23 protein-coding genes are annotated in these 22,348 nt (G+C 59.8%); 13 read left to right on the top strand and 10 right to left on the bottom strand.

Translation table 11 applies throughout. The features are described from left to right. Positions 1-39 precede the first annotated feature (39 nt). The 8 genes from GTP27_RS10300 to GTP27_RS10265 all read right to left on the bottom strand — a co-directional run bounded on the left by GTP27_RS10300 (position 40) and on the right by GTP27_RS10265 (position 9,886). Positions 40-450, bottom strand: a complete 411-nt coding sequence (locus GTP27_RS10300; RefSeq protein WP_161039099.1) for a type 2 periplasmic-binding domain-containing protein — start codon at positions 448-450, stop codon at positions 40-42. 11 nt (positions 451-461) lie between these two features. Next, positions 462-1,664 carry a porin family protein gene (locus GTP27_RS10295; RefSeq protein ID WP_202416678.1) on the bottom strand — a complete coding sequence of 401 codons (1,203 nt, stop codon included), beginning with the start codon at positions 1,662-1,664 and terminating at the stop codon, positions 462-464. Between the two features lie 296 nt (positions 1,665-1,960). Next, positions 1,961-5,548, bottom strand: coding sequence for a CHASE domain-containing protein (locus GTP27_RS10290; protein WP_161039098.1), 3,588 nt, complete (start codon positions 5,546-5,548; stop codon positions 1,961-1,963). A gap of 89 nt (positions 5,549-5,637) precedes the next feature. Further along, positions 5,638-6,849 (bottom strand): formate-dependent phosphoribosylglycinamide formyltransferase, encoded by a 1,212-nt coding sequence (purT, locus tag GTP27_RS10285; protein ID WP_161039097.1) that lies wholly within the window; start codon positions 6,847-6,849, stop codon positions 5,638-5,640. A 23-nt stretch (positions 6,850-6,872) separates the two neighbouring features. Then, entirely contained in the window at positions 6,873-7,616 is a 744-nt protein-coding gene (locus tag GTP27_RS10280) for a DUF481 domain-containing protein (RefSeq protein ID WP_161039096.1), read from the bottom strand. A gap of 72 nt (positions 7,617-7,688) precedes the next feature. After that, positions 7,689-8,099, bottom strand: a complete 411-nt coding sequence (locus tag GTP27_RS10275) for a type 2 periplasmic-binding domain-containing protein (protein ID WP_161039095.1) — start codon at positions 8,097-8,099, stop codon at positions 7,689-7,691. Between the two features lie 46 nt (positions 8,100-8,145). Further along, on the bottom strand, positions 8,146-9,300 hold the full coding sequence (locus GTP27_RS10270) for a hypothetical protein (protein WP_161039094.1): 1,155 nt from the start codon (positions 9,298-9,300) through the stop codon (positions 8,146-8,148). Between the two features lie 127 nt (positions 9,301-9,427). Continuing rightward, positions 9,428-9,886, bottom strand: a complete 459-nt coding sequence (locus GTP27_RS10265; protein WP_161039093.1) for an Lrp/AsnC family transcriptional regulator — start codon at positions 9,884-9,886, stop codon at positions 9,428-9,430. Between the two features lie 126 nt (positions 9,887-10,012). On the opposite strand from GTP27_RS10265, the gene GTP27_RS10260 reads away from it, so the two are divergent. The 6 genes from GTP27_RS10260 to GTP27_RS10235 all read left to right on the top strand — a co-directional run bounded on the left by GTP27_RS10260 (position 10,013) and on the right by GTP27_RS10235 (position 14,314). Beyond that, entirely contained in the window at positions 10,013-10,351 is a 339-nt protein-coding gene (locus GTP27_RS10260) for a hypothetical protein (protein ID WP_202416677.1), read from the top strand. Further along, the gene (locus tag GTP27_RS10255) at positions 10,348-10,989 is read left to right on the top strand and encodes an FABP family protein (protein WP_161039092.1); all 642 of its coding nucleotides are present in this window, start codon (positions 10,348-10,350) and stop codon (positions 10,987-10,989) included. The genes GTP27_RS10260 and GTP27_RS10255 overlap by 4 nt, the downstream gene beginning before the upstream one ends. Positions 10,990-11,059: 70 nt before the next feature. After that, positions 11,060-11,842, top strand: coding sequence for a DNA/RNA non-specific endonuclease (locus GTP27_RS10250; RefSeq protein ID WP_161039091.1), 783 nt, complete (start codon positions 11,060-11,062; stop codon positions 11,840-11,842). Then, positions 11,839-12,105 carry a hypothetical protein gene (locus tag GTP27_RS10245; protein WP_161039090.1) on the top strand — a complete coding sequence of 89 codons (267 nt, stop codon included), beginning with the start codon at positions 11,839-11,841 and terminating at the stop codon, positions 12,103-12,105. Before GTP27_RS10250 ends, GTP27_RS10245 begins: the two co-directional genes overlap by 4 nt. After that, on the top strand, positions 12,102-12,548 hold the full coding sequence (locus GTP27_RS10240; RefSeq protein WP_202416676.1) for a hypothetical protein: 447 nt from the start codon (positions 12,102-12,104) through the stop codon (positions 12,546-12,548). The genes GTP27_RS10245 and GTP27_RS10240 overlap by 4 nt, the downstream gene beginning before the upstream one ends. 41 nt (positions 12,549-12,589) lie before the next feature. Then, a complete protein-coding gene (locus GTP27_RS10235) occupies positions 12,590-14,314 on the top strand; it encodes a DUF4214 domain-containing protein (protein ID WP_161039089.1) in 1,725 nt (574 codons plus the stop codon). On the opposite strand, the gene GTP27_RS10230 is transcribed toward GTP27_RS10235, so the two are convergent. Continuing rightward, on the bottom strand, positions 14,311-15,306 hold the full coding sequence (locus tag GTP27_RS10230) for a sensor domain-containing diguanylate cyclase (protein ID WP_202416675.1): 996 nt from the start codon (positions 15,304-15,306) through the stop codon (positions 14,311-14,313). The two genes, GTP27_RS10235 and GTP27_RS10230, sit on opposite strands and share 4 nt — an antisense overlap. A gap of 142 nt (positions 15,307-15,448) precedes the next feature. Between GTP27_RS10230 and queE the strand changes: the two genes are divergently transcribed. The 7 genes from queE (at position 15,449) to nadC (ending at position 21,793) form a co-directional block, all read left to right on the top strand. Next, on the top strand, positions 15,449-16,084 hold the full coding sequence (gene queE / locus GTP27_RS10225; protein ID WP_161039088.1) for a 7-carboxy-7-deazaguanine synthase: 636 nt from the start codon (positions 15,449-15,451) through the stop codon (positions 16,082-16,084). 2 nt (positions 16,085-16,086) lie between these two features. After that, on the top strand, positions 16,087-16,533 hold the full coding sequence (queD, locus tag GTP27_RS10220; RefSeq protein WP_161039087.1) for a 6-carboxytetrahydropterin synthase QueD: 447 nt from the start codon (positions 16,087-16,089) through the stop codon (positions 16,531-16,533). A 4-nt stretch (positions 16,534-16,537) separates the two neighbouring features. Further along, positions 16,538-17,062, top strand: coding sequence for a tRNA adenosine(34) deaminase TadA (gene tadA, locus GTP27_RS10215; protein ID WP_202416673.1), 525 nt, complete (start codon positions 16,538-16,540; stop codon positions 17,060-17,062). A 101-nt stretch (positions 17,063-17,163) separates the two neighbouring features. Then, on the top strand, positions 17,164-18,090 hold the full coding sequence (ldcA, locus tag GTP27_RS10210; protein WP_161039086.1) for a muramoyltetrapeptide carboxypeptidase: 927 nt from the start codon (positions 17,164-17,166) through the stop codon (positions 18,088-18,090). Positions 18,091-18,138: 48 nt separating this feature from the next. After that, the gene (locus GTP27_RS10205; protein ID WP_161039085.1) at positions 18,139-19,740 is read left to right on the top strand and encodes an ABC-F family ATPase; all 1,602 of its coding nucleotides are present in this window, start codon (positions 18,139-18,141) and stop codon (positions 19,738-19,740) included. A gap of 44 nt (positions 19,741-19,784) precedes the next feature. Then, the gene (gene nadA / locus GTP27_RS10200; RefSeq protein WP_161039084.1) at positions 19,785-20,930 is read left to right on the top strand and encodes a quinolinate synthase NadA; all 1,146 of its coding nucleotides are present in this window, start codon (positions 19,785-19,787) and stop codon (positions 20,928-20,930) included. Beyond that, a complete protein-coding gene (gene nadC, locus GTP27_RS10195; RefSeq protein WP_161039083.1) occupies positions 20,927-21,793 on the top strand; it encodes a carboxylating nicotinate-nucleotide diphosphorylase in 867 nt (288 codons plus the stop codon). The genes nadA and nadC overlap by 4 nt, the downstream gene beginning before the upstream one ends. Before the next feature lie 6 nt (positions 21,794-21,799). On the opposite strand, the gene GTP27_RS10190 is transcribed toward nadC, so the two are convergent. Further along, positions 21,800-22,330 carry a GNAT family N-acetyltransferase gene (locus GTP27_RS10190; protein ID WP_161039082.1) on the bottom strand — a complete coding sequence of 177 codons (531 nt, stop codon included), beginning with the start codon at positions 22,328-22,330 and terminating at the stop codon, positions 21,800-21,802. Between the last annotated feature and the right edge of the window lie 18 nt (positions 22,331-22,348).

Below are 22,348 nucleotides of genomic sequence, written 5' to 3'. Positions count from 1 at the left end.
CCGGCAGGACCGGGCGTCGGGTGTGCGGCAGGGCACTGCTTACTGTACCGTCAGAATGACTTTAACCGTGTCATCGACTTGCGATTTTTCGATGTAGCCGATGGCGCTGACATCGGCTGCGACGGCTTTCTTCACCTCGGCACTGGAACCGTATTCTTTCGGGGCGGTGGCCTTACCGGTAAATACCAGCTTGGACCAGATCGCTTTCACCTGCGTGGCGTCCTTGTCCAGCACCTTTTTGTAGAACTCGTTGCGCAGCGCGCCATCCGTGTGTTCGACCGGCGTGAACAGGGTGGACTTGCCGAGGAAGAACTGGCCTGCCTGTTCGCTGAACATGCGGGTAGCCGGATTCTTGGGATTCACGATGACGACGATCTCCGCCGCAAACAGCGGCGCTGCCGCCATGCCGAGACCTGCTGCGAGCATCAGTTTTGCAATGGCCGTTTTCATAGAGGCTCTCCTTAGAAGACGAAATCGATGCCGGCGGCATACACGTTTACGCTCTTGCCTGCCAGCGCAGGTTTGGCATTGACGAAGTAGCCGGTGCCATCACGGGTGCTGATGTGATCGATCTGGAACTTGAACGCTGCCGATTTGTAGAAGTCCCAGCGCACGCCGATCGCCGTGGTCGATTGCAGGCCAGCCTGGATAGCGCCGTTGGCAGCGGCCGTAAGGCCGGCCAGCGGACCGCTGGTAGGCAGGCTGGCAAAGCTGCGGATGCTGTCCTGCTTGACGTCGCCGTACATCAGGTAGGGCAGGAATTTGCCCATGCGATAGCCACCCATCAGGTAATAGGAGCTGGTGTCCTGAATGGCGCGGGTATCGGTCTTGCGCTTGGCGTACTCGCCCTGCAGCACAATGTTGTTGTAGTCCATGGAGATACCGGCAGACGTGAAAGTGCCGTCGATATCGGACAGCGGCAGCTGTGCGCTCACGGACGTCAGGCCGTATTTGTTCAGCGCGCCCAGCAGCGCATTCAGATTGGCGTTGTCGTATAAATTGACTTTGGCCTTGGCATGGCCCAGCCGGTAGGTGAAGGGGCCGTTTTCCAGCACCACCTGTGCCGAGACGGCCGGTTTGAATTCCACGTCGTAGTTGCCGGCGGCGTGGAAGCGCGTGCGGCCTACGGCCAGCTGGCCGGTAAGCGTGGTGTCGCCGAAGTTGTGCTGATACAGAATATCGGCGCCATCGATGTTGTCGGCGGTCACCTGGCGATACACTTCGTTCGGTGCGCGCAGCATGATGTTGGCATAGCCTACATTGCGCACATCGGAAATCATGTAGACGGGCAGACCGATGCGGCCGACGCGGATGGCGATTTCATCGCTCACCTTGTATTTGGCGAAAGCCCAAGCCATTTCGCCAGCGTACTGGTCGCTAGGGCCGTTCTTGCGTACCAGCCCCTGCGCCGTCAGCGACAGGTTCTCGCTCAGCTTGGCCGTCATCTGCAGACCCAGATTCGAATCCACGCCGGTACGCGCGCTCTTGCCCGCGCCGCCTACCTGATTGGTGCGGTTGAACAGGCCATCATTGGTGTCTGTCATGGTCAGCGCGCCGGTGCCGAAGCCGCTAATGGTAATCGGCAAAGCGTCGTCTGCATGGGCCTGCGTAGCCAGAGCGCCAAGTACGGCAAGCACTGTCAGGGCCAGTTTCGGTTGTTTCATCGTGTATTCCTCCCGTTGATCTCGTAATGTTGTTATGTTTTGTCTAGGACGCTGATCTAGTTTGGACTTGGTTGGTGAGTTTGTGTGAGATTTGCCCAAAAAATGTGACATTTTTGTTGTTTTAAGGCAACAATAGCCAGTGGTTTAAGGGGCAATCTGTGGCTAAGTTCGCGGTTCACGAAGATAAACAGCAGCCTATGCATGCAATTCTTGATCTTGCGCACATTTCGCTGATATAGCGAAGATGTAACAATTGATCATTTCATAATGCAAGCTGCAAAATAAGCCGCTACAACTCAGGCAGGACGGCGGGAGGGCAGGTTACGCCGTATGGTGCGCAGCATCTGGTCGATATCGACCGGTTTGGCGATGAAATCATTCATGCCGGAGGCGATACATTGCTGCCGCTCCGATTGCATCACGCCTGCAGTCATGGCAAGCACAGGGAGTGACAGCTTGAGCTCGGAACGGATGCGCATGGTGGCTTCGAAACCATCCATTTCCGGCATCTGTACATCCATCAGCACCAGATCGAAACGCTGGCTATCGGTACGCAGCAGATCGAGGGCGGCGCGGCCGTTGTCGACCGTTTCCAGGCTGGCACCGGCATAACTGAGCATGCTCTGGGCCACCAGCTGGTTGAGCGGATTGTCCTCCACCAGCAGCAGCCGCACGCCGTCGATGCGCAGGGCCGCAACGGCGCCCAGATCGGCACTGGCGGCGGTGGTCGGGGTGTGGCGCAGGGTGCTGCGCAATGCGTCGTACAGCCGGGCCGGCGTGACCGGCTTGAGCAGGGTAGCATTGGCCAGTTCCGCTTCACGATGCTGCAGCAGCTGGCCCTGGCCATAGGCGCTGGTCAGCAGCACGATGGCAGGACAGTCGACCGGACGTGCAGCGCGTATGGCCTGCATGGTTGCCAGCCCGTCCATGCCGGGCAGATTCCACGCCAGCAGAATGGCGTCTATGCGGGCCTGCCCGCTGCCCAGTATCTGCAGCGCCTGTTCGCCGCTGCTGGCATGGCTGCACTGCCAGTTCAGGCTGGTGATATTGCGCTGCAGGTAGTTGGCCGCCTGCGCATCCGCCTCGATCAGCAGCAAGTGCTGGACCGGCAGTGGCGCCTCGTCGCCCGCCGGCGGAATACCGTAGCGTAGCGGAATACAGACAGTGAACACGCTGCCGACGCCCGGCGTACTGTCGACTTCGATTTCACCGCCCATCAGTGCGGCGATCCGGCGCGAGATGGCGAGACCGAGGCCGGTACCGCCGAAGCGCCGCGTCATCGAGGCGTCAGCCTGCGAAAACGGCGCAAACAGCAGACTGCGCTGCTCCTGCGGAATGCCGATGCCGCTGTCGCTGACACTGAAGCGCAGGGTCACGGCTTCGCTGCTGGCACCGGCCCGTTCCACCAGCAGGGCAACATAGCCTTTCTCGGTGAATTTGATGGCATTGCCGACCAGATTGACCAGAATCTGCTGCAGGCGGTGGCTGTCGCCGCACAGGGCCTGCGGCACACCGGGATCGACGCCTATCGATAGTTCCAGATTTTTCTCGCTGGCGTTGACCGTCATGATGGTGGCCACTGCATCGAGCACGCTTTGCAGGCTGAACTGCACCGGCGCCAGCTCCATCCGTCCCGCCTCGATCTTGGACAGGTCGAGCACATCGTTCAGGATATTCAGCAGGGCGGTGCCGGAGCTGCCTATCATATCCAGATATTTCTGCTGTTCGGCCGACAGCGTGGTGTTGTTAAGTAGCTGGGTCATGCCCAGCACAGCATTGAGCGGCGTCCGGATTTCATGGCTCATATTGGCCACGAATTCGGACTTGGCGCGGCTGGCCGCCTCGGCCAGATCGCGCGCCACGATCAGCGAAGCTTCCGATTCGCGCAGGGCGGCGGTTTTTTCTTCCGCCAGTGCGCTGGCATAGGCCTGCCGTGCGGTCAGTGCGCGTACCACGCCGAAGAACAGCAGGCTGATAATGGCGCCGGCCAGCAGCACGATGTGCGACTTCTGCCGGTCGATATTATTCTCGAAAGCCGGCAGGGCAGTCAGGCGCAGCGTCCAGCGGTGACGCAGCAGATCGAGCGGCAACAGGCGCTGGTAGGGGTTGGGGTATTGCTCCAGCTCGGCCTGCTGGCGCCCTTCGCTGGCGTAGAGCAGATTGGCGCTAGCCGTACTATCGCCATCGTACACTTCCAGTTGCAGGCCATTGTCGGCGGGCCCCAGCAGGCCGGTCAGCATTTCCTCGGCGCGGATAGGGCTGTAGGAAAAGCCGTTCAGCGCGGCCATGCGCAGGGCGGCGGCAGAACGCCCGCGGGGGAACTGGGCCTGCTGGTGGTAGATGGGAAAATACATCAGAAAACCGGGCTGACCCTGACCGGGGCCTTCCTGCACCAGTACCACGCGCCCCGTCAGCACCGGTTCGCCCAGCCGTGCCGCTTCCAGCATGGCTTGCCGCCGTATCGGTTCCGACATCATGTCGTAGCCGAAGGCACGCAGGTTGGCGCCGCTGGCCGGTTCCAGATACAGCACGACCCCGGCGGCCGGGCCGGGAGTGGCACCGGGCAGACTCCAGATGTGGAAGTCGCTACGGTCATGCTGGCGGATCTGGGCTTCGACCAGATCGCGCTGGGCGTGAGGAATCAGGGCAGCATAGCCCAGTCCCAGCATGCCGGGCATGCTGTTGCGGATATCCAGTGCTTGCGTGAAGGCATGCCATTGCTCGCGGGTAGGCTCGGCTTCCACCCGGAACAGGGCGCGCGCACCGCGCAGGCCCGATGCATAGAGATCCATGCGCCGGCTGATGCGTTCGGCAATATCGGTGGCGCGGGCATCGAACTGGTCGCGTGCACGCCGTTCGGTGCTCAGTGCCACCAGCTGCCATACCACGACCGTCAGCGCGATGCCTGCCAGCAGGGTGGCCCAGTGCGCCGCATTCTGGCTGCGCATCGGGCCTTGCAGGCGGTGGCGCTCGTAATCATCGGCGCTGAGCACCATGCCGATCACGCTGCACAGCACAACATAGCTGGCCAGCGCGATCAGGGCATCATTCAGGGTGCCGACGGCAAACGGGCCCAGTCCGCGCACGGTCGCCAGCACCGCACCGATGGCGATCAGCACGCAGCACAGGCTGGCGCCACGCTGGGCATAGCGCTGGGCCGACCACGCCACGCAGAGGATCAGCAGATAGGGCAGCCAGCCATCGCCGTCGCCGGCGTTGTACTGGCGCGCAAAGATGGCGGCGATCATGCCCAGCAGAACCAGCACGGACAATACGCCACGCCAGCCCGGCTGGTAGCCGCCCTGCGCCGGACGCCAGACCAGCAGGGCGGGCGTCACCAGCAGCACGCCTGCCACGTCGCCTACCCACCACGTCAGGGTGACGGTGGGCAGGGCGGACCAACTGACCAGACCACCCAGATACAACACGCCGCTGCCCAGTACGGCGGCAAGCACGCACATGATCAGGCCGATCAGGGCAAATTTGTAGACGTCCTGTAACTGGGAAAATGGCTGATGGGCGCAGCCGTAGTGGCGCGCTAGCCAGACGCCGGCCGCCGCCTCCAGCGTATTGCCGCTGCCTATCAGCACGGAAATGAGATTGGTGCCCAGATCAGGCGCCAGCCCGTTGCCGACGAAAGTGGCCAGATTGGCAAAGGTGGCGCCGATCAGGATGGCCGGCCAGATGCGGTAACCGTAGAGCAGCATGGCCGCAAAAGCGATGCCCGAGGGGGGCCAGACGGGTGTGGCGTTGCTATGGGCAAAGGCCAGCAGCAGGCTGGCGCGGGCAAACAGGAAATAGCATGCTGTCAGCGCCATCACCAGCGCCAGATTGGGTAATCTGTAGCTCGCGGAGGAATGCGGTGCGTCGGGCATGGGAGTCATTGCGCTATCTCGTTAGCAAGCACTATAACCTGTTCGGGGGTAACCGTCAGTGGTCAGCAGGCGGCAGCCTGCCGCCCCTGAGCCGGGCGCTAGCTGGCGCGGCGCGGTGTAACCGTCGCCGCTGCCTGCTTGGCGTGCTGGCGTGCAGTGTCGATATCGGCCGCGCTGGCCAGCGCCACCCCCATGCGGCGGCGTGCAAACGACTCCGGCTTGCCGAACAGGCGGATATCCGTGCCGGGCACCGCGAGCGCTGCGGCCACGCCTTCGAAGACGATGCCGGCTGCTTCATGCTGGCCATAGATCACCGCCGAAGCGCCCGGCGTGCGCAATGCCACATTGACCGGCAGGCCCAGTATGGCCTTGGCATGCAGTTCGAATTCGCTCTGCACCTGGGTGGCCATGGTGACCATGCCGGTGTCGTGCGGGCGCGGGCTGACTTCGGAGAACCAGACCATATCGCCTTTGACGAACAGTTCCACGCCAAACAGGCCGAGACCGCCCAGATCGCCTGTGACTTTGGCGGCGATTTCGCGCGCGCGTTCCAGTGCCAGTGGCTGCATGGCGCAGGGCTGCCATGATTCGACGTAATCGCCCTGTACCTGTACGTGGCCGATCGGCTCGCAGAACTGGGTCTCGATCTGGCCATCGGCACCGACCGAGCGCACGGTGAGCAGCGTGATTTCGTAATCGAAATCGATAAAGCCTTCGACGATGACGCGGCCCGCATCGACGCGGCTACCGGCGGCGGCATAGTCCCAAGCCGCGCCAACTTCAGCGGCGCTATCGACTTTCGACTGGCCTTTGCCGGACGAGGACATGACGGGCTTGATGACGCAGGGGAAGCCGATTTCTGCAGTCGCCGCCTGCAGTTCGGCCAGACTGCTGGCAAACCGGTAGGGCGATGTGGCCAGGCCCAGCGTTTCGGCCGCCAGCCGGCGTATGCCTTCGCGGTTCATGGTCAGCTGGGCGGCGCGGGCGGTGGGAATGCAGGTGATCTTGCCGGCCTGTTCCAGCGCTGCCAGCGTAGCGGTGGCGATGGCTTCGATTTCCGGCACCACCAGATCGGGCTGCTCCTGTTCGATCAGCGCCGCCAGTGCAGCGCCATCGGCCATGTTGATGACATGCGCGCGGTGGGCCACCTGATGGCCCGGTGCGTTCGGGTAGCGGTCGACGGCGATCACCTCGACGCCCAGTCGCTGCAGGGCGATGATGACTTCTTTGCCCAGTTCACCTGAACCTAGCAGCATGACTTTGGTAGCGTTGGCCGAGAGTGGGGTGCCGAAAATGCGGGGAGTATTCATAGGGACGGACTGGAAGTAGGTAATCAGAACGAATAGACCAGCGTCACCGAAGTCTGGGTGTCGGTATTGCGCTTGTCTGCGGGCACGTTGGTGTCATTGCGGATGCTGTAGGCCGCTTTCATCTGCATGGTGCCGTTAATCTTGGTGCGCAGCGCCGTCTCGGCCTGCGAGTGGACATTCGATGTGCCGCGCTCGATGATGACGTTCTGCGAAAGCTGGGCCGTGTCGCTGACTTTCCACTTGAGATTGCCCGCGCCGCGGATGGTCATGCCCGTCTCGGTGATGCCGTTGGAGCGGGTGCCCTTGAAGTAGCCCGGACCGATTTCTACGTCCATATTGCTGCTATCGGTGGCATAGGCCTGCGTGCCATAACCGACGCCCAGCGTGGAGTAGCGGGTGTAGGCACCGAAGCGGTCGTCCACATAGGTGGCCAGTGCGAACAGCTTGTTATGGTCTTCTAGCAACTTGAAAGCGGCTTTGCCCGACAGCGAGTAGCGCTGCGCCGAGCGCTGGCGTATCCGTTCGCCACTGGCCTGCTTGACTTCTTCATCCTTGAAATAGCCGGCCAGGATGTATTCATTGCTCCAGTTACGCAGTTCCTGATGAGCGTCCAGCTTGCCCGTGACAGAATTACCGACCGTATTGCCGGAGGTAGAGATGGCGCCCAGTTCGGCCGAATTATTCCAGCCTAGAGGCGGCGCATTGTCTGCCTTAGCGGTGCAGGCAGCGCCAAGCAGCAGCAGGGGGAGAATATTTTTTGCGTTCATGCCACCATTGTAACCGAGACAAGCGGAGTGGCGTGGCGGCTGTTTGCACGCGGCAAGCAGCCGCCAGTTCGGTCAGGGCAGGGTGAGTATGACCTTGACGCTATCGTCGACTGCCGACTTTTCAATATAGCCGATAGCGTTGATGTCGTTGGCAATGGCTTTCTTGACTTCTGCCGTTGAATGTAACTCGGCCGGCATCACGCCTTTCCCCGTGAAGATGATCTTGGCCCAGGCGGCTTTAACCTGGGAAATGTCCTTGCCGGCCAGGCGCTGGTAGAAATCGGCGCGGATTTGCGATTTTTCCGCCTGATCCAGTGGTACGAACATGGTGGACTTGCCTAGGAAAAACTGCGAGGCCTGCTCGGAAAACATGCGGGTGGCCGGATTCTTCGGATTGACCACGACCACGATTTCAGCGGCAGAGGCAAAGCCTGCCAGCAGGCAAGTACTGGCGAGCGCCAGCCCGATGATGAATTTCTGCATAAATGCACTCCCTTATTGTCTGTTTATTTATTTTTATAGAACCGGATCAGAACACCATTTGCCACGATGCCGACAGCAGATTGGCGTCGCCCGTGAACTGGAATTTCGATTTGTCCCTGATTTTGTCGAACTGCACTTTCAGCGCTTGCGAAGTAGCGAAGTCCCAGCGATAAGTCAGCGAAGTGGTGTTGTGTTTTTCCGTGCCGTTAGGCCAGTAATCGGAATGTTCGGCAAATTGCGACCACGACAACATGATGGAATGCTGGTCGAATTTATAACCGCCGGAATAAGACTGGGCGGTAAAAGTATTTTTAACGGAAGGCCGGTCGATATAATTGATTTCGCTGCGCATCAGCCAGTTTTTATAATCGACATTGAAAGAAATGCCATAAAACGCCTGGCCGACGTTATTAATAAGCTGGTCGTTTGCACCGGTCATGATAGGGCTGCTGACCCCGTTGATAACCGAATAGCGTTCGACCACAGTGTGCATATACACGCCGCGCACACTGAATATATCGTTGCTGGCATCGATATAAGCGCCCAGCATCTTGTTCCAGGACTCGTCGATGCGGTTGGGATAATACAGATTGCCGAGCAGTTCGTTGTCCTTGCTCTTGCGCTTGCCAACCCAGATATTGCCGGTATAGGTCCAGTCACCGACATTGTTGGTGTAGAGTAGATTGGCGCCATCGTAGGAATAGATCTGCCAGGCGTACAGATCCTGTGAAGGGCGCAGCCAAGGGTAGGCGTAGCCGACGTACATATAGTCGGAGTAGTAGTACAGGGGCAGACGCTTGCGGCCTGCCTGCAGCGTCAGGTTCTCGTTGATGCGGTAGCTGCCGTAGGCCCAGTCCGCATTGACGGAACTGTCGGCGTCTCTGGCCACTACCTGCACGGTGGCGGACAGATCAGGGGTGAATTTGAAATTGCCCTGGAGTCCGGCCAGCGATTCTGGCTGTAGCTGGGTCTTATGGTATTCGTACACGCCGACATACTCGTAGTTGCCGGTGAAGCATGGGCACTTGTAGCTGTAGCCCGGTTGCGCACTGATCGGGTACGGGATGCTGCTATCCGATCCGCCGCTCAGTACCCGCCCCACAGTCAGCTGGGCGAATCCGCTGAAGCTGCTTTCTACCGCCATGGCGGCGGATGAAATAATCGATAAGGTTGTTAATGCCGCAATCTGATTAATTCGCATTGTATTCCCCTTTTGTTAAATATTCTGTTTTTCAATCTACTATTGAAAAAAAGCAGGGGCAAGCAGAATGGAAAAAGTGTGGCTTTTAGGTATTACGCAGATATCAATGTTTATTAAATTCACCGTTCTATGGTTCAACAGAAACACTGTGTTTTAAACAACGCAAAACAAATGTCGAACGGCTATGTTTTAAACCCGGCAGCTTATATAGTTTGCGCCGCAGGAATTCTTCGTAGCCTGCCGTGCCTGCCACTGCCACCTTGATCAGATAGTCATATTCTCCCGTCAGCAAATAGGCTTCTATCACTTCGGGTAACTCGGCCAGCGCCTGACCGAATTTCTCGAAGATGTCGTCGTCGTGCCGGTCCAGCGTCACTTCAATGATGACGGTATCCGGATAGCCGAGGGCTTTCTGGCTGAGCAGGGCGGTATAGCCTTCTATCAACCCGGCTTCCTCCAGCGCCCGCACGCGGTTCCAGCAGGGCGTAGTCGAGAGCCCCACTATGTCGGCCAGACGAGTGTTGCTCAGCCGGCCATCACGGCGTAATGCACGCAGTATCTTGCGGTCTATTTCGTCAATTTGCATGGCGATTCCCTGAAAAAGATAAATCTTCCAAATATTCTACATTAAATAGCGGTTTATTCTTTCGATAACGGCCTATTGGGTAAAATTCGGGAGCCTATTTCGTTGGGTTGCAGATATTCTGACTGCATGAAAAATACTCAGGCCAATTTCCGTTTCTGCATCGAGGATGATGCCCCTATCGCCACACTGGAAGCCGTACTGGCCATCGTGCGGCGGCTCGATCTGGAACTGCGCAGTCTGCGCACACATGCCATCAGTGCCGGACTGGAAGTGCAGTTGCGGCTCGCTGCTGCAGACCAGGATGGCCTGACGCTATGCCGTATGCGCCTGAATAACCTCGTCGGCATTCTGGCTGTGCGGGTATTGCCGGTTGCTGCGGCTGGAGCAGCCGCCACTGCGCCCAGTGCCTATATTTCAATTCCGCCATACAATAGCGCTCATCAGCACAGACAGGATGCCGTATGAGCGAATTTTCCAACGATATTTACACCGAACCCGATGGTTACGACCGCAATACTCTGAACAATCTGGGACCGCTGGCACGTATGGCCGGCGTCTGGACGGGCGAGCGCGGGCTGGACATCAAGCCCAAGGCCGACGGCCCGCGCAAACAGGCTTACGTTGAACGCATCGAGCTGCAGCCGATCGATCCCGTCACCAACGGGCCGCAACTGTTTTATGGCTTGCGCTACCTGATCATTGTCAATAAGCCGGATCAGCCCAAGACCTACCACGAGCAGGTGGGCTATTGGCTGTGGGAGCCCGCCACCAGCACGGTAATCCAGACGCTGGCCATCCCGCGCGGCCAGATCGCCATGGCGGCAGGCGTAGTGGCTGCCGACGCCAGCGAATTCGAACTGGTGGCGTTGCGCGAGTCGGAGACCTACGGCATACGCTCCAACCCTTTCCTCGAGCACGGCTTCAAGACGGTGGAATACCGCATCAAGGTCAGCTTCCATGATGACGGCAGCTGGTCCTATGAAGAGGATACGGTGATGCTGATCCGCGGTCAGGAACAGCCCTTCCATCACCTTGATCGAAATCACTTGCACAAAGTGGCCGAACCTACCCCCAACCCGCAGGTGACGGGGCGGGCTGCTTAAGTGTGTACCGCCCTGTGCTGGCGGCAATCTGTCCGTTAGAATGCCTGTTTAACATTTCTACGGATAAACGATGGGTTTGATTCAACGCAGTTTGCTGGCGGTGATGCTGGCAGCGGGCGTGTGTACCAGTGCGGCGGCGGGCAATTGCCCGCTGCATTATGTCGATGGGCGCATGCCGGAAATCCAGAATTCGCGCATGCAGGCGGCCACTACCGAGCTGTGCTATGACGTGTTCGGCGTTATGCACTCCGGCATTACCCGCACTCCGCTGTGGTCGGCAGAACACCTGACTGCCGATCATCTTGAATCGGCCAAAACACTGTCGCGCGAGAATTCCTTCCATCCCGAAACCCGGCTGCCGGCCAGTTCCCGCGCCGAGCTGTCCGATTATGCCCGCAGCGGCTACGACCGCGGCCACATGGCACCAAACGGCGATATGCCGGACCGCAATAGCCAGCACCAGAGCTTTACGCTGGCGAATATGGTGCCGCAGGACGGTGAGAATAACCGTCATCTGTGGGCCGGCATCGAAGCCGTGGTGCGCAAGCAGGCCAGCAAGGAGGGCGAACTGTATGTGCTGACCGGCCCCGCGTTTCTGGGCAGTGATCTGCGCAAAATCGGCAACGTGCTGGTGCCCAGCCACCTGTATAAAGTCGTGTACAGCCCGCGCCAGCGCGCTGGCGTCGCGTTCTTTGTGGAAAACCGCGCGACGAGCGACTATGCGCTGCTGAGTATTGCGCAACTGGAAGCGAAAATAGGGATTAATCTCATGCCTAGCCTGAGCGCTGCGCAAAAGGAGACAGTTCTGCGCTTACCGAACGTAAAGCTGCGTAAATCGAAAGGTGGAAAATGAAACAAAGCAAACCATTCCAGCCCTATGCCAACGAATCCGATGTGCGCAATATCGGCCGTCTGTGCATAGAAAACCGGCTAGACCGCATTACCCTCAGCGGGGATCTGGACCTGACTGCCGACCAGCAAGGTCTGGCCGACGCCCGCGCCCTGCAGCAGTTACTGAACGCGGTAGTGGTGGCGCTGGAAGGGCAGAACCTGCCTGAGCATCTGCCGCCTGCAGCGCGCACCACCGTTGCCAATCCCTTCGGAGATCCGGCATGAGCAGCTATCAGGGGGCGTTAATGAGCGAAGGGCAGATACAGGCCATAGGCCAGGGCTTGCTCGATTGCAGTTTGCCCAAGCAGCAATGGACCCACGCCGCCCATCTGGCTGCGGCATTGTGGTTGCTGGTAGCGCGGCCGGACATCGACGCGCCGGTTGCGCTGCCCGGCATTATCCGGGCCTACAATCTGGCTTGCGGCGTAGCCAATTCGGACACGGGCGGCTACCATGAAACCATTACCCAGGCTTCGCTGCGTGCCGTGGCCGATTACGTGCGCCAGCAGCCGGCCGGCACGGGGCTGGCAGCGCTGTGCACGGGCCTGCTGGCTTCGCCGCTGGGTGACAAGCAATGGCCGCTGAACTACTGGAGTCCGGACTGCCTGTTTTCCACCCAGGCACGGCGCAAGTGGGTCGAGCCCGATCTGCAGGATCTGCCTTTCTGATGTTAGGATGGTGGCAATTTAATTGTATTCGATAATCAGCTATGGCCTTTTTTGTAACAGGTAACAATTCCATCGATGCGCTGGTGTATAGCAGCTGGGCCAAACGGCCAGGTACGGCTGTCACGCTCACCTACAGCTTCATGACGGTGGCGCCGAGTGACGGCAGCGTCGACGATGTGAAAGGCTTCGCGCCGATGACGGCGCAGCAGCAGGCCGCCGTGCGGGCCGAGCTGGCGGTATGGGCGGCTGTTGCCAACGTCAAGTTCAGCGAGGTGGCATCTGGCGGCAATATCCAGCTGGGCACCAATGATCAGGGCAACGCCAGCAGTGGCTATGCCTATCTGCCTAACGGCGGCGATCCGACTTACCTGTTCCTGAACAACACGGATTCGTCCAATTCGCGCTATTCGGATGGATCGTTCGGCACTTCAGTGCTGATTCATGAACTCGGCCATACGCTCGGGCTCAAGCATCCCGGCAACTACGATTCCACCGGCGGCTCTATCGACGGGCCGTTCTTGCCAGCAGCGACGGACAATATCGATTACACCCAGATGTCATATAACAATGGTGCGGGCTTCAGCCTCAACCATAAGTACGGCATTACGCCCATGCTGTACGACATACAGGCTATCCAGTATCTGTATGGCGCCAACATGAGTTACCACGCCGCGGCCGATACCTATGCCTTCAGCACCGATGCGGCGATGCAGTGCATCTGGGATGCCGGTGGCAGCGATACGTTGGATTTTTCGGCCTGTGCGGACGCGGTGGTCATCAATCTGAATGCGGGCACCTTCAGTTCGACTGCGCCCGGCTACAACAACATTTCGATCGCCTATAACGTCACCATCGAGAAAGCTGTGGCTGGCTCGGGAGGCTCGACCATTTACGCCAATAACGCCGGCAATGTGCTGGTGGGCGGCGCTGGCGCCGACACCTTTTACGAGGGCAGCGGTAACGACACGATTACTGGCGGTGGCGGCATCGATACCGTGGTATTCGGCAATACCCTCAACAAGTACATGCTGTCTGGCGCCATCGCCAGTCTGCAGATAGCAGGCGATGGCACGGATATGTTGAGCGGGGTTGAAATGCTCAAGTTCTCCGACATCACCATCGATCTGGCCAAGGTCAACCGTATTGTCAACGGCACCGCCAGCGGCGATAAGCTGGTGCTGGGCAGTGATAGCGAACTGGTCAACGGTGGCGCTGGCTTCGACACTGCCACTCTGTCGAATGCGCGCAGCGGCTACTCGGTAACGGCCAGCGGTAGCGAGTTTCTGGTGACGGATAGCGGCAGCGGCAGTCAGGATATTCTGAGCAATGTGGAGCGGCTATTCTTCGCCAGCGGCAATGCGGTGGCGCTCGATATCGGCGACCACCAGATCGGCGGCGAGGCCTATCGCCTGTATCAGGCGGCCTTCAATCGTGCTCCCGATCTGGGCGGTCTGGGTTTCTGGATACGTGCGCTCGATAATGGCTATACGCTGACGCAGGTGGCCAACTATCTGATGACCAGCAGCGAATTCACCAAAGCATATGGCAGCAATCTGAGCAACCACGACTTTGTCTACCAGATCTACCAGAACGTCTTGCACCGGACACCGGACGCCGGTGGCGCCGCGTTCTACGAGACCAATCTGAACAACAGCGCTGCCACCCGTGCCGAAGTGCTGGCCTCGATTTCGGAATCGGCCGAGAATCAGGCCGGTGTCATAGGCGCCATTAGCAACGGCTTCGACTATATCGTCTACACGGGCTAGGCGGCGTCCGGCCCCGGCAAGCTGATCCGGTTGCGCCCCATGTGCTTGGCGCGGTAGAGCGCGGAATCGGCGGTGGCCACCAGCAAGCCGGGATCGCTGCCGGGCGCCGCGAATGCCGTGGCCGCGCCTATGCTGACCGTCACCACATGCTGCAGGCTGCCGAGGTTGGGCAGGTGTAGCTGCTCGACACGGCAGCGTATGCGTTCAGCGACTATGGCTGCGCCTTTCAGGGACTGGTTGGGCAGTATGACGGCGAATTCTTCGCCGCCGTAGCGGGCCACCAGATCATTGGTGCGCATTTCGCAGGCTACCGCGCCGGCAATGCGCTGCAGGCATTCGTCGCCGCCAAGGTGACCATAGGCGTCGTTGTACTGCTTGAAATTGTCCACGTCCACCATCAGTAGCGACAGCGGCTGGTTCTGGCGCAGGGCACGGGCCCATTCGGCGGCCAGGGTGTCGTCGAAACAGCGGCGGTTGGCCAGTCCTGTCAGGCCGTCGCGGGTGGCCAGCTGTTCCAGTGCCGCCTGCGCCCGCTTTTCGTCGGTCACATCGCGCAGGGTTTCGGCCACCGCCACCAGCTGGCCATTGCTGTCATGGATGGGGCTGGCGTCGGCCACCAGATAGCGCCGCCGGCCCAGCCGCGGCATGTCGCACCAGTTTTCCGCACACAGGCCGCTATCGCTGTCCCCACGCCTGATCTGCGGGCTCTGTTCCAGTGCGGTGACGGTATTGCGGTGCTCTACCACGAGGTCGGCCAGGGTAGGGCGCTGTTCATGGTAAAAGCTTTTCCAGTGGTCGCGCGTGCCCAGCACTTCCCATGCTTCAACGCCCGTCAGGCGTTCGCAGGCGCGATTCCAGATGATGACCTTGCCTTGCAGATCCAGTACAAAGGTAGGCACTACGAGCAATTCCATCAGTTTCAGGGCGAAGCCATGCTGGGCATCGGCGGCGGGGTACTCCATCACATGGTGGATTTTGGGCGGCGTGGACATGATTGCGTCTTCCTTGTTAGTGCATGTCACCAACATAGCGTGATTGCCCCGTAGCAGTATTGTGGAAAGTCAACTATTTCCCCGCCTTGGGCATGGCGGGGCGGATGCGATATAATTGAGGGTTGTCCTTTCAGGAACTGCCGTGACTTACAGCATCAAAGAGATTTTTTATACACTGCAAGGCGAGGGTGCGCACGCGGGCCGGCCTGCGGTGTTCTGCCGCTTCTCCGGCTGCAATCTGTGGACCGGGCGCGAACAGGATCGCGCCCAGGCCATCTGCCAGTTTTGCGATACCGAATTTGTCGGCACCGATGGCGAAGGGGGCGGCAAATTCGCTACGCCGGCCGAACTGGCTGCGACGATTAATGCGCTCTGGCCAGAAAGCTATACCGCCAGCAAATATGTCGTGTTCACTGGCGGCGAGCCGCTGCTGCAACTTGATACGGCGTTGATCGATGCCATGCATGCACAAGGCTTTACCATCGCCATCGAAACCAATGGCACGCTGCCCGTGCCGGCCGGGGTGGACTGGATCTGCGTCAGCCCGAAGATGGGGTCTACGCTGGCCGTGAGCAAAGGCAATGAAATCAAGGTGGTGATCCCGCAGACCGGACAGGACCTGAGCGTCTATGAAGGACTGGACTTCGAGCACTACTTTGTCCAGGCCATGGATGGCCCGCTGGCTGCATTTAACACCCGTCTCGCCATCGAGACCTGCAAACGCAACCCGAAATGGAAGCTGAGTTTGCAAACCCATAAACTTTTACAGATACCCTAATCATGCTGACCATTACCCGCAAACTGGAATTCGATGCCGGTCACCGTATTCCCGACCACAAAAGCCAGTGCCGCAATCTGCACGGTCACCGCTACACGCTGGAAATCACGCTGACGGGCGAGATTATCAGCGCCGAAGGCAATTCCGATAACGGCATGATTATGGACTTCTCCGATATCAAGGCGCTGGCCAAAGAACATCTGGTCGACGTGTGGGACCATGCTTTCATCGTCTACGAAAAAGATGCCGCCGTGCGCGATTTCCTCGCCACGCTGCCGGGACACAAGACTGTGGTGATCGACCGCATTCCTACGGTAGAAAATCTGGCCCATGTCGCCTTCGCCATTCTGAAAGCCGCCTACAAGGACCGCTTCGGCACCGGCTTGCACCTGCACAAGCTGGTGCTGCACGAAACGCCGAACTGCTGGGCCGAAATTACGGAGGCCTGATTTCATGTCCGACGCCATGGCAGATCAGGATTTTATGCGGCTGGCGCTGGCACAGGCGCAGCACGCATGGGATCTCGGCGAGGTACCGGTAGGTGCCGTGGTGGTCAAGGATGGCGAGGTGATCGCTTGCGGCTACAACCAGCCGATAGGCAAGCATGATCCCAGCGCCCACGCGGAAATCGTGGCGCTGCGCGCTGCGGCTGAAAAACTGGGCAATTACAGGCTGCCCGGCTGCGTGCTGTATGTCACGCTGGAGCCTTGCCTGATGTGTTCAGGCGCCATGATGCATGCGCGGCTGGCCCGCGTCGTATTCGGCGCCAGCGACCCCAAGACCGGGGTATGCGGTTCGCTGATGAATCTGTTCGAACATACCCAGCTGAACCACCACACCAGTGTCACAGGCGGGGTGCTGGGCGATGACTGTGGCGAGATGCTCAAAGGCTTTTTTGCTGCCCGTCGGGCTGCCGCGTCGGCTGCGCGCCGCGCTGCCAGCACGCAGGCTGGCGCAGCGGATCATTCCGACGCCTAGCGCTGTACGGAAAGTGGCGCTGAGCTTGCCCGCATAGGGGCTGCGCGGTAAGATGGTCGCGCTTTTGCTAACGCTCATCCCCTTCCTGCGGCAGACTTAATTTGACTACGACTCCCTTCGGCATGGCTATTGCCGCCACCGGTGGCTATGCACCGGACTATCCCGCTGTCGAGGCGGGTATCGAACGCCTGCGTCAGCAGGGCTATCTGATCCACAACTACTACCAGCACGAGCAGCGGCACCAGCGTTTTGCCGCTACCGATCAAGCCCGTCTGGCCCAGCTGTATGCGGCGGCCGAGGATCCCGAGGTCGAGGTAGTGCTGGCTCTGCGCGGCTCCTACGGCATGAGCCGGCTGCTGCCCCATATCGATTTCGACCGGCTGGCGGCCAGCGGCAAGCTATTCGTCGGCTACAGCGATTTCACCGCCTTCCAGATGGCGTACATGAAGCAGACGGGATGCATCAGCTTTGCCGGTCCCATGTTCTGCGGCGACTATGCGCGCGCAACACTGGTCGGCTACACCATGCAGCAGTTCCATAATTGCCTGCGCGGACCGCTGCATCAGGTCATCGGCGAGGTGGCAGAAGAGGGCAGCGATAACCCCGTGGTCGACGTGCGCGGCCAGCTGTGGGGCGGCAATCTGGCCATGCTGGTCAGTTTGCTGGGTACGCCGTATTTCGCTGCCCAGCCCGGCGGCATTCTGTTCCTTGAAGACATCAGCGAGCACCCTTACCGGATTGAACGCATGGTGCTGCAACTGTTCTACGCGGGCGCGCTGGCAGGCCAGCAGGCGCTGCTGCTGGGCGATTTTTCCGGCTACAAGCTCAGTCCTTACGACAACGGCTACGATTTCGAAGCCATGCTGGCCTATCTGCGCTCGGTGCTGCCGCTGCCGGTGCTCACCGGCCTGCCTTTCGGCCACATCGAACGGCGTGCTACCTTGCCCTATGGCGCCATGGCGCACCTGCGCTCGCAGGCACGCACGGTAGAACTGACGCTGAGCGAGTACCCGACCTTGCGTGGCTAATGGTAAAATGCCCGGTTAATTCTATTCACCGCTTTAGAGGTCTTCTTCGTGCTATCCACAGCCAACATTACTATGCAATTCGGCGCCAAGCCGCTGTTCGAAAACATTTCCGTTAAATTCGGCGATGGCAACCGCTACGGTCTGATCGGCGCGAACGGCTGCGGCAAGTCCACCTTCATGAAAATTCTGGGTGGCGATCTGGAACCGTCGTCCGGCAATGTGATGCTGGATGTGAATGAGCGCCTGGGTAAGCTGCGTCAGGACCAGTTTGCCTACGAAGAAATGCGCGTGCTCGATGTGGTCATGATGGGCCACACGGAAATGTGGGCGGCCATGGCCGAACGCGATGCGATCTACGCCAATCCCGAGGCCACCGACGACGACTACATGAAAGCGGCCGAACTGGAAGGCAAAGTGTCGGAATACGACGGTTACACGGCGGAAGCCCGGGCCGGCGAACTGCTGCTGGGGGTAGGCATTGCCATCGATCTGCATCAGGGCCCGATGAGCAATGTATCGCCGGGCTGGAAACTGCGCGTGCTGCTGGCCCAGGCGCTGTTCTCGAATCCCGACATCCTGCTGCTCGACGAGCCGACCAATAACCTCGACATTAACACCATCCGCTGGCTGGAAGATGTGCTGAACGAGCGCAACTCCACCATGATCATCATTTCCCACGATCGTCACTTCCTCAATCAGGTCTGCACCCACGTGGCCGACATGGATTACGGCACCCTGAAGATCTATCCGGGCAACTACGACGACTACATGCTGGCATCGACCCAGGCACGTAACCAGCAGCTGGCCAACAATGCCAAGGCCAAAGAGAAAGTGGCCGAACTGCAGGACTTCGTGCGCCGCTTCTCGGCCAACAAGTCGAAAGCCCGTCAGGCTACTTCGCGCGCCAAGATGATAGACAAGATCAAGGTGGAAGACATCAAGCCGTCGTCGCGTGCCTATCCCTTCGTGCGCTTCGAAGGCGAGAAAAAACTGCACCGTCTGGCCGTGGAAGTGGAAGGCATTGCCAAGAAATACGACCGCCAACTGTTCAATAACTTCAGCATCATGGTCGAAGCAGGCGAGCGTATCGCCATTATCGGTGCCAACGGCGCCGGTAAAACCACCATGCTGCGCTGTATCGGCGGTCAGGACATCGCCGGTCTGCAGGCCGACCATGGTCTGGTGAAGTGGGCCGAGAACGCCAACGTCGGCTATATGCCGCAAGATCCGACGGAAGATTTCGCCACCGATATCAACCTGACCGACTGGATGGGCAAGTGGACCAAGGAAGGCGACGACGATCAGGCCGTGCGCTCGATACTTGGCCGTCTGCTGTTCGGCGGCGACGAGGTGAAAAAGTCGGTCAAAGTCCTGTCCGGTGGTGAAAAGGGCCGCATGATGTACGGTAAGCTGATGCTGGGCCGTCACAATGTGCTGCTGCTGGACGAACCGACCAACCACATGGACATGGAATCGATCGAATCGCTCAACATCGCGCTGGAAAAATACGCCGGCACCCTGATCTTCGTATCGCACGACCGCGAATTCGTGTCCTCGCTGGCGAACCGGATTATCGAAATCAAGGACAATGAAGTGATCGACTTCCGCGGCAATTACGAAGAGTACCTGAGCAGCCAGGGCATCAACTAAGTCCGGCTGCCGGTTTAACGTTACCCCCGTTTCAAGCGAGTAGCATGCATACCATCGAAATCAAGCCCGTCGAGTACGAGCACCCGCAGGACGGCGCCAGCTGCACCGCCCATGCGTGGGCGCGTACGCCGGCTCCGCTCACGGCGGACCAGCGTAGCACCCTGAAACAGCGCATCAAGCAACTGCTGAAGGAAAAGCAGGCCGTGCTGGTGTCGCACTACTATGTGGATGCCGATCTGCAGGATCTGGCGGAAGAGACGGGCGGCTGTGTGTCCGACTCGCTGGAAATGGCCCGCTTTGGCCGCGACCACAGCGCCCAGACGCTGATCGTGGCTGGCGTGCGCTTCATGGGCGAAACGGCGAAAATCCTCAGCCCGGAAAAGCGTATCCTGATGCCGGATCTGGACGCCACCTGTTCGCTCGATCTGGGCTGCCCGGCGGACGAATTCACTGCCTTCTGCGATGCCCATCCGGACCGCGCGGTGGTGGTGTATGCCAACACCAGTGCCGCCGTCAAAGCACGGGCCGACTGGATGGTGACTTCGTCCATCGGCCTCGATATCGTGGCCCACCTGCACGCGCAGGGCAAAAAGATACTGTGGGCGCCGGACAAGCATCTGGGTTCCTACATCCAGCAGAAAACCGGCGCCGACATGCTGCTGTGGCAGGGTTCCTGCCTCGTGCATGACGAATTCAAAGGCGTCGAACTGGAACTGCTGAAGGCGCAATATCCGCAAGCGAAAATACTGGTGCATCCGGAATCGCCGGCCAATGTGGTGGCGCTGGCTGATGTGGTGGGCTCCACCACCCAGATCATCGATGCGGCCGTCAATTCGCCGGCGGACACCTTCATCGTCGCCACCGATAACGGCATACTGCACAAGATGCGTGCTGCCGCGCCGGGCAAGCGCTTCATCGAAGCGCCAACCGCCGGCAATAGCGCTACCTGCAAGAGCTGTGCGCACTGCCCGTGGATGGCGATGAACGGTCTGCAGAATCTGGTTGATCTGCTGGAGAATATGGAGCATAGCAGCGCCAACGAAATTCACGTCGATCCGGCCATAGGCCAGCAAGCGGTGACCTCGATTACCCGCATGCTGGACTTCGCCGCCGCCAAGAAGGCGCGTGTGCAGGCCGGTGCCGATCTGGCCAAGGAAGGCCAGCTGTTTTCAGGAATAGGTCCGGCATGAGTACGCTGATCAACCATTTTGCGCCGTTTGACGAGGCGCTTAAATCTGCCTTTGAAGCCAATCTGCTGTCGGCCTTGCTGGAAGATGTAGGCACGGGCGATCTGACTGGCCTGCTGGTGCCGGAAGGTGGCCGCGCGACCGCCCGCGTGACCGTACGCGAACAGGCGGTGCTGTGCGGCGCGCCGTGGTTCGAAGGGGTGATGAACTGCATGCAGGCCGGCATCGAGATCGAATGGCACTATGCCGAAGGTGATCTGATGCAGGCCGATACGCCGGTCTGCACACTGCATGGCCCCGCGCGTGCTTTGCTGACCGGAGAGCGGGCAGCGCTGAATTTCCTGCAACTGCTGTCCGGCGTCGCCAGCGTGACGCGCAAGTACGTCGAAGTGATCGCCGGTACCCGTGCCGCCATCCTCGATACCCGCAAAACGCTGCCCGGCATGCGTCTGGCGCAGAAGTATGCGGTGCGCGTCGGTGGCGGCCAGAATCAGCGGCTGGCTCTGTACGACGGTATCCTGATCAAGGAAAACCATATCGCGGCGGCTGGCGGCATTACGCCGGCAGTGCATGCGGCGCAGGCGCTGAACAAGGGCGTGTCGATACAGGTGGAAGTGGAGTCTATCGCCGAACTGGAAGAAGCGCTGGCGGCGGGTGCCGTGTCTATTCTGCTCGATAACTTCAGTCTCGATATGATGCGCGATGCGGTACAGCGCAATGCTGGCCGCGCGCTGCTGGAAGCTTCCGGCGGCATCAATTTCGCTACCGTACGGGCGATAGCCGAGACGGGGGTGGACCGGATTTCCATCGGCAGCCTGACCAAAGACGTACGCGCAACCGACTATTCGCTGCGCATCATCGGCTAATTCCCGCTAGATGTCCTTGCCCATTCTGACCAGCCCGACTTTGATCGGGCCGGGCAGGGGAATTTCGAACGCTTCGATTTCGCTGAAACCGCAGGCCCGGTAGAGCGGCACGCCGGGCAGGGTGGCGGCCAGCTCCAGCCGGTGAAAACCGCCTGCCGCTGCCGCATTACTGCAATGTTCGAGCAACTGGCGGCCCAGACCGCGCCGCGCGGCCTGAGGATGGACGAAAAATGCCCGTATGCGTGCCGGCTGGGTGGCCGGATCGAGCAGGGGATCCGCCCCTTGTTTGGTGCGGTCGGCGCCGAACAGCGTGGCGCGCTTGCTCCAGCCGCCACAGGCCAGCAGCTCGCCGGCCTGTTCGATCACAAAATAGGTATGGTCCGCCACCAGCTGGGTATCGACCCCGAACACGTGGCGGGTGATGGCCTGCGCCTGCTCGGGCGTGTAGTAGCCCTCGCTTAGTTCTATGCCTGAGCGGGCAATCAGCGCTTCCATTGCAGGAATGTCGGTTGCAAGGGCAGTACGCAAGGCGATCATGCTCATACCTTATATTGG

This window comes from Duganella qianjiadongensis, assembly GCF_009857915.1.
GTDB lineage: Bacteria > Pseudomonadota > Gammaproteobacteria > Burkholderiales > Burkholderiaceae_D > Rugamonas > Rugamonas qianjiadongensis.
Note: the sequence above shows the minus strand (reverse complement) of the source record. Positions and strands in the feature narration are given on the sequence as shown.